10 protein-coding genes and 1 riboswitch are annotated in these 12,229 nt (G+C 41.3%); of the genes, 5 read left to right on the top strand and 5 right to left on the bottom strand.

From position 1 onward, the window contains the following. Positions 1 to 113: 113 nt before the first annotated feature. From FTT84_RS14860 to FTT84_RS14845, 4 genes are all read right to left on the bottom strand, one after another. Complete coding sequence (locus FTT84_RS14860) at positions 114 to 482, bottom strand: hypothetical protein (protein WP_257222871.1); 369 nt, start codon at positions 480 to 482, stop codon at positions 114 to 116. 196 nt (positions 483 to 678) lie between these two features. Then, positions 679 to 1,905: a tryptophan synthase subunit beta gene (gene trpB, locus FTT84_RS14855; protein WP_067767692.1), complete on the bottom strand. Its 1,227-nt coding sequence runs from the start codon at positions 1,903 to 1,905 to the stop codon at positions 679 to 681. Then, positions 1,889 to 2,530, bottom strand: coding sequence for a phosphoribosylanthranilate isomerase (locus FTT84_RS14850; RefSeq protein WP_180081635.1), 642 nt, complete (start codon positions 2,528 to 2,530; stop codon positions 1,889 to 1,891). The genes trpB and FTT84_RS14850 overlap by 17 nt, the downstream gene beginning before the upstream one ends. A gap of 160 nt (positions 2,531 to 2,690) precedes the next feature. Further along, a complete protein-coding gene (locus FTT84_RS14845; protein WP_180081638.1) occupies positions 2,691 to 4,550 on the bottom strand; it encodes a TonB-dependent receptor domain-containing protein in 1,860 nt (619 codons plus the stop codon). Positions 4,551 to 4,679: 129 nt separating this feature from the next. Next, a riboswitch (cobalamin riboswitch) is annotated at positions 4,680 to 4,839 on the bottom strand. Positions 4,840 to 5,074: 235 nt separating this feature from the next. On the opposite strand from FTT84_RS14845, the gene FTT84_RS14840 reads away from it, so the two are divergent. The 3 genes from FTT84_RS14840 to FTT84_RS14830 all read left to right on the top strand — a co-directional run bounded on the left by FTT84_RS14840 (position 5,075) and on the right by FTT84_RS14830 (position 8,459). Then, a complete protein-coding gene (locus FTT84_RS14840; RefSeq protein WP_257223423.1) occupies positions 5,075 to 6,922 on the top strand; it encodes a TonB-dependent siderophore receptor in 1,848 nt (615 codons plus the stop codon). A gap of 46 nt (positions 6,923 to 6,968) precedes the next feature. Then, positions 6,969 to 7,553, top strand: a complete 585-nt coding sequence (locus FTT84_RS14835; RefSeq protein ID WP_180081642.1) for a cob(I)yrinic acid a,c-diamide adenosyltransferase — start codon at positions 6,969 to 6,971, stop codon at positions 7,551 to 7,553. A gap of 192 nt (positions 7,554 to 7,745) precedes the next feature. Beyond that, complete coding sequence (locus FTT84_RS14830) at positions 7,746 to 8,459, top strand: glycerophosphodiester phosphodiesterase (RefSeq protein ID WP_067767703.1); 714 nt, start codon at positions 7,746 to 7,748, stop codon at positions 8,457 to 8,459. Positions 8,460 to 8,490: 31 nt separating this feature from the next. Here FTT84_RS14830 and FTT84_RS14825 read toward each other — a convergent pair whose 3' ends face one another. Then, complete coding sequence (locus tag FTT84_RS14825; RefSeq protein WP_180081644.1) at positions 8,491 to 9,030, bottom strand: META domain-containing protein; 540 nt, start codon at positions 9,028 to 9,030, stop codon at positions 8,491 to 8,493. A gap of 191 nt (positions 9,031 to 9,221) precedes the next feature. Here FTT84_RS14825 and FTT84_RS14820 point away from each other — a divergent pair, with 191 nt between their 5' ends. After that, a complete protein-coding gene (locus tag FTT84_RS14820) occupies positions 9,222 to 10,382 on the top strand; it encodes an acyl-CoA desaturase (RefSeq protein ID WP_180081646.1) in 1,161 nt (386 codons plus the stop codon). Between the two features lie 125 nt (positions 10,383 to 10,507). Then, positions 10,508 to 11,953, top strand: coding sequence for a YdiU family protein (locus FTT84_RS14815; protein WP_180081648.1), 1,446 nt, complete (start codon positions 10,508 to 10,510; stop codon positions 11,951 to 11,953). Positions 11,954 to 12,229: the final 276 nt, after the last annotated feature.

The following is a 12,229-nucleotide window of genomic DNA, read 5'->3' as shown; positions in this document are numbered from 1 at the left end:
GCAGGGTCTTGTGGTGGCGCACCTTTGGATATTATTAAAAAATACATTGAAAACCAACAAGGTTAAAATCTTTGAAATTCACCTCCACCCTGACTGTCGGGTGGAGTCCTCTTTCACTTTAAGATAGATGGCTTTTCTTCACCACTCGACCCCAACGGTAAAACACTGCGGGTTAAAGAAATCACCACCTGCAACACGATTGCGCCTATCACGACTAAAAGGCTAGAACGCCAAAAGGCCTGCTTATACTTTTGCCAATGCATAGACAGCATGCTTTTATACAGCCAACCTACCGCAATAAATAAGATGCCCCGAAAAATTGAATCCCCTAAAGCAACCTGAACAGAAATACCAAAAAGTTGTTCTAGGATAAAGCTATTAAAAAATATCAGTGGGAGAATACACAGTGCAAAAGTATCACGCCATTGCCATGAAATGTGTTGAGGAAAGGATTCAGCTCGAACCAATTGAGTAAACGTCATTGTTATAAAATCTTTCTTAAGCAGTAGAGTTTCATCATTATTGTGACGCAATATACACTTTTATTCTGCTAGGTTTTTGTAGGCAAATCAAAATAGTTTCTTCAGTGTTATAAAAAAATCGCACAGAATAGCTTCTGCGCGATTTTTTCTTCACCCTCTCCAAACCTCTCCCAAAGGAAGAGGCTGAAAAGCGAAATTACATCTCAACCATTTCAACGCCATCAATGCGAGCAACGGTCATCAAGTCTTTATCACCACGGCCTGAAACGGTGGCAATAATGATTTGGTCTTTATCCATAGTTGGCGCCAGCTTGGTCACATACGCCATTGCATGTGAGCTTTCTAGCGCAGGGATAATACCTTCAATTTGAGTTAAATCACGGAAGCCTTGCAATGCTTCATTGTCATTGATCGGCACGTAGTTCACACGGTGCATATCTTTTAAAAAGCTGTGCTCAGGGCCTACACCTGGATAATCCAGACCTGCAGAAATTGAATGCGTTTCAATGATCTGACCTTGTTCATCCGACATTAAATAGGTACGGTTGCCATGAAGCACACCAACATGTCCTGCATTTAATGGTGCAGAGTGTTTGCCTGTTTCAATGCCGTAGCCTGCCGCTTCAACACCGTACATTTTTACATCTTCATCGTTCAAGAATGGATAGAACAAGCCCATTGCATTTGAACCGCCGCCCACACATGCCACCAAGGCATCTGGTAAGCGGCCTGCTTGTTCTTGAATCTGTTTACGTGCTTCACGGCCAATGATCGATTGGAAATCACGTACTAGTTGTGGATATGGGTGCGGGCCAGCCACTGTACCAATCACATAATAAGTAGAGTCAACATTGGTTACCCAGTCACGCATCGCTTCGTTCATGGCATCTTTCAATGTTTTTGAACCGCTTTCGACAGGTACAACAGTCGCACCAAGCAAACGCATGCGGTACACGTTCATGGCTTGACGTTTAACGTCTTCAGCACCCATAAACACTACACATTCAAGGCCTAAACGCGCTGCAATTGTTGCCGTTGCTACACCATGCTGGCCCGCGCCTGTTTCCGCAATAATGCGTTTTTTGCCTGAAAGTTTAGCCAGTAAAGCCTGACCAATCGTGTTGTTTACTTTATGCGAGCCTGTATGGTTTAGGTCTTCACGTTTTAAGTAAATTTGCGCACCGCCAAGTTCTTTTGACCATCGTTCAGCATAATAAAGAGGACTAGGACGACCTACATAATAGGCTAGATCACGGTCGAATTCTGCCAGAAACTTAGGATCATCCTTCATACGGAAATAAAGTTTTTCTAAGTCTTCTAATGCTGCCATTAGAGTTTCTGACACAAAACGTCCGCCATGGATACCGAAATGCCCGCGTTCATCTGGGAATTGGGTATAGTCAATCTTATTTTGCTGATCCACGTTGGACTCCTTGCATAAACTGTTCAATGAGTTTCTTGTCTTTGATACCTTTAGCGGACTCTACGCCTCCGCTGACATCAACTGCATAAGCATTGGTCGTCTTTATAGCGTCTTCAATATTGTCAGGCTTTAAACCGCCTGCCAAGATTAATGGAATATCGAGTTTGGGGAATTGAGTCCAGTCAAAACTGTGCCCTGTTCCACCTTTGAGTTCAGGATGCCATGCATCCAAAAGCACTGCGCTTGCCCCAGCGTTCTGATACTGCTGTATTTCAGCAATCACATCCATATCAGGTTTCATTTGAATGGCTTTATACCAGCGGCGGCCAACCTGCTGCGAGATCTGATTGCATTGTTCAGGCGTTTCATCACCATGAAACTGCAAAATATCGACAGGTGCTTGTTTTAAAATCTCGGCAATTTCATCCTGCGATGCATTCACAAATAAACCCACAGTTTGCACATATGCAGGGACATGCTGAACCAATTCAGCAGCCTGCACTGCCGTTACACTGCGTGGACTGGGCGCAAAGAAGACAAATCCGATGGCATCTGCGCCAGCTTGGACTACAGACTGGATATCTTGAATACGTGTGATTCCGCAAATTTTGGCACGGGTTCGCATATTATTGTGGCTCTAACTCCGCCCTATTCATAGCCTATCTATAAATATGAGGGCGAATCATTGTAATGCAATTTTCATAGATTGCGTGGATTTTCAGCATGTTTCCGCAGCAAAAATAAAAAGCCCTGAATGATCAGGGCTTTTTTCACATTTTCATCGATTATTTCATTGCATAACGCAAGGTTACCCAAGCTGTGCGGCCGTCTTGGTTGTATAAAGTGCTATTGCTGTAGTTTGTCGAATATTCTTTATCAAACATATTGGCAAGCTTGGCTTGAACACTGAATTCAGGCGTTGCTTGATAAGTTACTCGCGTATCTACTGTAGCAAAAGAGCCCAAATCAGTATTTGCAGCATTGGTATAACGCTTATCTTCCGCATGAACTGAAGCACCGACAGTCCACTTATCCATCGTATAATCAGCTGATGCATTAAAGATTTGCTTTGGCTTTAAGACCAGCTGCTTGCCATGAAGCCCTGCTGTTTCGTTTTCAGGTTCTTGATATGTATAATTCAGATTCCAAACAAAATCATTTAATTGCTGAGTGAATGATACTTCAGCACCTTTAATTTTTGCCTTATCTATATTGCTTGGAACATTGTTCCCAGATGCATTTGGTGCCCATGCGATCATATTTTCAATTTCATTATAAAAACCATTAAGTTCCCATTGAACATCACTCACCACACCTTTGAAACCAACTTCATAGTTTTCAGATTCTTCTGGTACTAAGGTCGGGTTTTCACTTCCTGGCCAATATAAATCATTGAATGTTGGAGCTTTAAATGCTGTCCCATAACTAACATACGTTTGTACAGCATCATTAAAGCGATATCCTAAAGTCGCACTACCAGTCGTATGATTACCAAACTGCTCGTTATCATCTTGACGAATAGCACCTTGCACATCAAAGTCACCAAATGAACCTAGATATTGTGCAAAGTAAGCTTTGTTATCTCGCTCTTTAACAGCATAAGGTTTCGTACCTGAAACTTCATCATTCTGATAATCAAAGCCAAGCATCAAGGTATTTTGCTTATTAAAGTTCAACGTGTTTAACCATGACAAGCTGTCACGCTGTGTATTAATAACTGATGGATAACCATCTCGGCTATCTAATTTATCTTCAGAACGGCCTAACTTTAATCCTGTAGTCCACATATCGAATGGCTTATAGGTTGCACCAATGCTGTAAACATTTTGCTCTATTTTACTATGAACATTTTCAACATCGGGAGTCCATGGTAGATCCTTGCTATCATATTCATTTTCACCATTTACAACCAATATGCTTGCATCTACATCAAATTGATCACTGAATTTATGTCCCATACGTAAAGATGCAGACTTATTTTCATAGCCATCTTTATCTAAGTCAGGTACTTCAGTGATATTTGTCGCATCAATCCCTTTAGTTTTCGTACCAGCTAAATTTAATGTTGCCCATGTATCATTTTGGCGAATATTTAAACCAACATTCCCTTGATAAGTTTCATGCGAGCCATAGGTAAACGATGCAAATGGCTTGATACCATTTTGATTTCCTTTACGGGTAAAGATTTGAATTACACCACCAATGGCTTCTGAACCATATAAGCTTGAACGTGGGCCACGTAAAACTTCCACTCGTTCAATCTGATCAATTGGAAAATGTTCAAAAGCGGTTTCACCTAAAGTAGCAGAACCTACTTTTTGACCATCGACCAAGACTAATGCATGACGGTTACCTGTACCGCGAATTGAAACACTTATAGTTTTACCTAAACCGCCAGTATTGCTATAGGTTACCCCAGGCACTGTACGTAGTAGATCTTGCAACGAACTAAACTGCTTACGTTCAATTTCTGAACGGTCAATTACAGTCACGGCAGCTAAGGTCTTCTGTGCGTCTTGCTCAACAATATTGGCAACCGTGTTGGTTATGACTGGAAGTTGATGAACTTGGTCTGCTGCCATCGCTGCAGAAAGTGGAGATAAAACAAAGATCGACCCGATGAGAGTCTTAGAGAAAGAATGCATGCTGTATTCCCCGATCGCACCGCCCGTGCGAATAATAAAAGTGGATAACGCGAGGCGGATTCAGGGTCAGCAAACAGAGCCACAATAATAGGCACAGTGATGCAATCCTGTTATAACGCCCGCCGCATTAGGTATAGGTTTGCATCAGGCCGGTCTCCGGACTTACGTTATTAAATAACGATTCACCGTTGCGGGGGCAGTGTCAGATTAAAATCACGGTTAGGCTATTTTACTGACTTCCCAGTTTCACTTCTCATATTAAGGAAGCACCTGAAGCGCAGGCAGATTAATTTCTGATCCACTTCAAGTCAAGGGATTATTCAATTCCAATAAAAGCCTGACAGATGTGATTGTCCACCTAACATGAGTTCTTTATAATTCATTCTATTCACAACAGTTGGCATGGGAAGTTTCGACAACACTGCCCCCGCAACGGTGCGCAAAAGTAAATTTGCCAGTCCGATACCTGCTCACTGTGTTCTATCACTCAATCATTTACGTGGGGTAAATGTATGGAGCATCGCATGTCAACTTTAGCTCGCCCTACAGCACTCGCTACAGGCATTGCTGCCGCTTGGGCTTTTTCTACATCTTGTTTTGCAAATGAATCGCGCATTGCTCAACCGACAATGGATACCATTGTGGTGACTGCAACACGCTCACAAGAAAAATTAGAAAATGTGCCAGCACGTATTTCCATTATTGAGCCACAAACCATTGAACAATCGCCGATTTCTCAAATGAGTGATTTATTACGTAATGATGCGTCCATTAACATGGTTCAAAATGGCGGCTTAGGACAAGTTGCATCTATTTTTTTACGTGGAACCGAATCTGATCATACTCTCGTGCTACGTGATGGTGTGCGTTTAAATTCAGCTAGCTCAGGTATGGCACCCCTACAATTTTTAGATACCACTGATATTCAGCAAATTGAAATTCTTAAGGGCCCCGCCTCTGTACTATATGGTTCTGATGCCATAGGTGGTGTGGTTCAAATCATTTCAAAAATACCAACTCAAAATAGCGCCTTTGCAAGTGCAGAATTGGGTGAACATAAAACCTATAAAAGTATTATTGGTGCAGACCTTGTTGAAAACAGCTACTACGCTCAAGTTCGTGGACAGCGCCTTGAATCAGATGCAACCAAAGTTTTCGATTTAGATGAACTCAGTACAGCCAGTTATGATCAAAAAGGCTGGAGTGCAAAATTTGGTTCTAAACAGGACAATCATGCGTATTCATTAGATTATAGTTATAACGAAGGGCGTAATTTTTATGTTAGTTGTAGCAATGAAGATAAAGACTATAACTGCCTAAACTATAGCAATACTGCGCAAGACTTTAACAATGAAAATATTAATCTGCGTGGTGAAATCCAATTCATGCCAAATTGGGAAGTTCATGCGCGAGTGTCTCAGTTTAAAGATGAACTTAATCAACTGGCGAATAGTGATTTTACGCATAATAAGACTCAAGAAGCTGAACTTTACTCAAAATTAAAGCTCACTTCGACACAAACGCTACTTACAGGTGTTACTCATCGTAAAATTGAAGGCGACATCATTTCTTATGGAACGGGTTACCACGATGATAATCGCAGTACTGGCTACTATGTGCAGCATCAATATCAACAAGATGGCTTAAATACCCAGCTTGGGTTACGCCTTGAAGATGATGCCAAATACGGCTCTCATACTGTAGGACAGGCAGCTGTGCGTTATCAGATTTTACCCTTGACCAGTATTTACGCCAATATCGGCACTGCATTTAAATCTCCAACCTTGGATGAACTTTATAATAGCTGGTCAGGAAATACGAAACTGCGACCCGAAGAAAGTGTATCGTATGAAATTGGCTTAGATCAGAAATTCAACCATGGTTTTAGTACAGGCTTGTCTTTATACCACACCAAAGTGAATGATCTTATTGTCAATGGCCCGCAATACACGCTAGAAAACCTCAATGAGGCGATCTATCAAGGCATTGAAAGCTACGTACAGTGGCAAAATGGCGGGTGGTCGAATAAGTTAAGCTACAACTATGTAAAAGCACAAAATAATGAAACCAAAGAGGATTTACAACGACGCCCACGCCAAAATCTGAGTTTAACTACAGGTTGGAGCAATGACATTTATGGGATGAATGCTACTCTAAATGCTAAATCTGACACTGCAGATTATCAAGCGCGTAATCCGGGCTATGCCACTGTTGATATCAGTGCATTTTGGCAAGTCAATCCAAACCTGAAGTTATTCACTAATCTACAAAATATTGGCGATGTAGAATACAAAACCTCATCTTATGGTTCAGGTTTGTACTATATGAATGGCGGCCGTTTGGCTTCTATTGGCCTGACAGTTAAGTACTAATTTCACACCGTGTTATTCAACTTTTAATCAAAAATGGACAATTAAAATGGGCCACCGTTTAAGTAAAATTTATACTCGCACAGGCGACTCAGGCACCACAGGCTTAGGTGATGGTTCACGCGTTGCCAAAGATGATTTGCGTATCACTGCACTCGGTGATGTCGATGAACTGAATGCTGCTATCGGTATTTTACGTTCACAAATAGCTGTCAGCAGTATCATAGATAAAGCAACGTGGGATAAATCACTCAGTTTGATTCAACATTGGTTATTCGATCTTGGTGGTGAAGTCTGCATTCCAAACTTTAATTTGGTACAAGCGGTATCAATTGAATTTTTAGAAAAAGACATTGACCGTATGAACGAAGCACTACCAATGCTCAAAGACTTTATCCTGCCATCAGGAACATTGGTGTGCAGCTTTGCCCATCAAGCACGTAGCGTGTGCCGCCGTGCAGAACGTAGCGTCATGTCTGTACATAGTCGTGATCAAAATATTCAAGCCAACTCACTGCAATTACTCAATCGTTTATCCGATTGGTTATTTGTGGCATCACGCGCTTTGCAGCGTGCTGAAGGAGGTTCTGAAGTGCTATGGCAAAAAAATATCAATGACACCATTGATCAATAAACTGTGCTGCAACAAGTCTCTTTTCTCACTACAGTTTTGACCAATTAAAAATCAATTTTACATTGAAATAAATCGAAACATTTCATCCGATCATTCTTGTATTTCAGGATGATCGGATCAAAATAACAGTGTCATCTCCCTGTCATTCTTACAGGACATTATGTTCTTAACATCCTTTTTTGTAGGCCTCGTATGCGCATAATCGGTCACCGTGGCGCTCGTGGTGAAGCACCTGAAAATACCCTAGGTGGTTTCCAATATATTCAAGATTTAGGCATACGCGCCGTTGAATTTGATGTGCGACAGCTAAAAGATCGCGCCTTGATTGTGATGCATGACGATCAATTCATCCGTACCACCGGCCAAGATAAGTATCTATATGAATGCGAAAGTTCTGAACTAGAACCGTATAACCATGCAGTGACATGGTCTGAATGGAATAAAGTTGAGCCAACACCTTTATTAGATCAAACGCTGAAGATCATCCATAACTTTGATCATATCGAAGTTGAGGTGAAAGCGGTGAAAAACCAAGATGAAGCAGATCAACTTACAGCGGTTTTGCAACATCAACTAAAAGGTTTCGAACAATCTGCGGTGATTACCAGTTTTGACCCCAAAATTCATTACGCCCTCAACACGCAGAAGTCTCATTTCAAACATGGTTTATTGATTGAAGATAACGTCCAATTTAAAGCGATTGATCAAGCCCTAGCTTTAGGATGTTGTCAAATTGGCTGGATGAATCAACTGGCAACGAAAGAAATGATTCGAGCGACGCAACAAGCAAACCTGAATATCAGTGTTTGGACTGTCAATGATATTGAACGTGCGAAAGAATTAAAGGATTTAGGTATAAACGGTTTAATTACCGATTTTCCAAAATTAATGATGCAGCATTTTTAATACTGCATCATTCTACTAATCATACCTATGCCTAGTTGTACTGAAAGGATGATTTACGCTCAAGGACAAGTAGCGTCTGACCACGGCTATTCTGCATAGTCATACGTTTCCCGTGTATTTGAAATTGCGTGACTGCTTGTAGCACATCGGACAGTTCGGCCTCTTGTGCCAAGGCAGAATCACAACTTAAATATCCTGCACGCGCATTCAGATCAATGCTGCCTTTCAAAGTATCCATCACATAGTTACCCTCTATACGATTACACCCCGTATTGCCTTGAATTTGTTTAAATTGTGAATTGAATAATAGATAGGGGCTACTGTGAAAAAACTTCGCCTTGTTTCCTGATATTTGCACAATGTCCCATTGCACATCTTGAATCCCATCAGACAATCGGGTGACTTTTAAAGGACGTTCCACCGAACTGCTTGATGACTTAGTAGTCATTCCAGAAGGCGTGGAACTTTGACATGCTGCCAAACCGAATAGACTACTTAACACACCATAAACCATGTGGTTTTTAAGTATTTTCAGCAGTTTTTTATGCTTATTTTGCTGATATTTATGCATGTTCATCTTCCCTTTAAAAAGTCAGAAAACTTCAGTCTTATTATGTTACTGTTTAGTACAATACAACTGTACAATAACAGTGGTTAAATCGGGTTTTACCGTGCTAATATGCTGTACAACTCTAATCCCTTAAAAAAATAAAGGGATTAACCTCAATAATACCTCCCAAGGTTTCAGGAGTGCTGTTGGAGATGAATGCTCCCCTACCCAAAGCCCCAATGAACTGGATCGCGATTTTTGCATTGGTGTTCTTACCAATTGTTGCTGTTATCGCTATTCCGTTATATGCCATGAATCATGATTTTAGTGCTGCTGCATGGATCAGTATGATTATCTTACTGGGCGTTAGCAGTTTAGGAATCACGGCGGGCTACCACCGCTTATGGGCACATCGTGCTTATGAAGCAACTCTACCATTAAAAATCATTTTAATGCTGATGGGTACTTTTGCCGTTCAAAATAGTATTTTATTTTGGGCTTCAGGCCACCGTACACATCACCGTCATGTTGATGATGTGGATCAAGATCCATACTCAATCAACCGTGGTTTTTGGTATGCACATATTGGTTGGATGCTTCGTGATTATCCAGCAGCAGCACCAAACTATAAAAATGCACCTGACTTATTAAAAGATAAAGTCGTGATGTTCCAAGACAAATATTACATCCCTTTAGTGATTGCCGTTCACGCAGCTATTTTGTTACCAATTGGTTGGGCTGTGGGCGATATGTGGGGCGTATTGTTATTAGGCGGTTTAATGCGTTTAATCTTAAGCCATCACGTAACTTTCTTTATTAACTCACTTTGCCATATGTGGGGCAAACGTCCGTATACTGATGAAAATACAGCACGCGACAACTTTGTTCTAGCTATTGCTACTTGGGGTGAGGGTTATCATAACTATCACCACATTTTCCAATACGACTACCGTAATGGTGTTAAGTGGTGGCAATATGACCCAACTAAATGGTTAATTTGGTCATGTTCTAAATTAGGTTTGGCAAAGAACTTACGCCGTATTCCAAGCTTTAATATTAAAAAAGCTGAGTTGGCCATGAAGTTTAAATATGCTGAACAAGACCTTGCGATTTATGGTCTGAATATGACCGATGACATCGCCACAGCAAAACAACGTATTTCTCAAGAATATGATGCGTTTTCGCAAACCTTGAATGACTGGGCGAAATTAAAAGAACAGGAAATTCAAGCGAAGAAAACCGCCGTTGCTGAAAAAATCCATCAAATGGATGACAAGTTAAAGCTTGAGTTCCAACAAGTTGAGCAACGTCTTTCACATCACCGTGAAACACTGAATCAATTGATGCGTAACTTGAAGAAAAAAACGGTTTAAGCTGTTCTCCTACTTCTTGTTCACACAACAAAGCCTCCTGATGGAGGCTTTGTTCATTTTAAAGCTACAGTTTTCATAGCGCACTTTGCTATAGTAAAACTCATTTCAAATGTATTTTCGCACTTATGCAATTCAATACTCGATATTCGACACTTAGTCCTAAACTGTATCACCACCAACTCCCTTCCCCATTAAAAGGTGCAAAAGCTGGGCATTTTAATGCTGCTTTGGCTGAACAGTTACAATGGTCGGATGAAGATAAAGCTCAATGGGTAGAGATTTGCAGCGGGCAAAAAACATTTGAGGAATTTGAGCCTCTAGCGATGGTCTATGCTGGTCATCAGTTTGGTCAATGGGCTGGTCAACTTGGTGATGGACGCGGTTTACTGATTGCTCAAATCCTCAATAAGCAAGGTCAAACAATAGACCTCCATCTCAAAGGTGCAGGTTCTACGCCTTATTCACGCATGGGTGATGGCCGTGCAGTGCTACGTTCAGTAGTTCGTGAATATCTTGCAGGACATGCGCTGAACAGCTTAGGTGTTGCATCGAGTAATGCCGTGGGTTTTACCAGCTCTGAGCAAGGTGTGCAGCGTGAAAAACTCGAGCTTGGCGCGATGATGCTACGTACATCAGACTGTCATATTCGTTTGGGACATTTTGAATGGATCAACCAATATCAGGGCGATTTACTGCCTGAATTTACCCAAAAATGTATTGAATGGCATTACCCTGAATGTTTAGATACAGAACAACCCATTTTGGCCTTTGCGACCCAAGTCATTCAGCGTACTGCGGTGATGATTGCCAAATGGCAGCTCATTGGTTTCGCACATGGCGTGATGAATACTGATAATTTAAATATCACAGGTTCAACCCTAGACTTTGGCCCTTATGGCTTTATGGAGCGCTTCCGTCCAAACTGGATCAACAACCATTCAGATTATCAGGGTCGCTATACCTATCAGCAGCAGCCGAGTATTGGGCATTGGAATTTATGGCAATGGCTGAATAATCTCGTTCCGCTCTGCCCTGCGAATTATGACAAAGAACAATGGAAAGACGATTTAGCCCAATGCTTAGAGCATTTTGAACTGACCTTCTTGGAACATTATAAATTGGGCTTAGCTCAGAAAATGGGTTTGCCAAGTTTCCATCAAGACAGCTTTGACTGCGCCATGGCCTTTTTGCGTATTCTGCAAAGTGAACAGCTGGATTACACGCAAAGCTTTATTCGTCTGCAAAATCATGAATATGAAGCCATTAAAGATGACTGCTTAGACCGCCACGCCTTTGAAGGTTTCTTGGCCCAATATGAAAGTATCCGTGAGCATCAGGACACCGATGCTTTAGATGCTGAAATGGCAAAGGCCAATCCGCATTATATTTTGCGAAATCACATGGCGCAAAAAGCCATTGAACTGGCAGAGCGTAATGATTTTTCTGAAGTTGAACGCTTATTTACATTACTATGCCAGCCTTATCTGAAACAGCCTGAACTGGAAACAACAGAAGATTTAGGCCCCTTGCCAACTGATGTGCCTGAAGTGATGGTGAGCTGTTCATCTTAAACATTTATCCACAAATTCATGCTTCAATCGAAGCAAAATTGTGGATAATTTAGACATTATCCACAATTGAAAAAAAGATGGACTGCGAAAGCATTTCATCCTTTAAAAAATAATGACAAGAAAACGTATCGCCATTTTTAGTTTCGCTAGGCTTTGTTGCACAAACCTATCTGTAAAGGCTTTTTCAGCGATATAATTTTCAAATGAAGAAGCCTGCACACAAAATCTACCGCACAACCAATTGGCCCGCATATAACCGAGCACTTATGAGTCACG

This window comes from Acinetobacter sp. YH01019, from assembly GCF_013420285.1.
Lineage (GTDB): Bacteria > Pseudomonadota > Gammaproteobacteria > Pseudomonadales > Moraxellaceae > Acinetobacter > Acinetobacter gandensis.
Note: the sequence above shows the minus strand (reverse complement) of the source record. Positions and strands in the feature narration are given on the sequence as shown.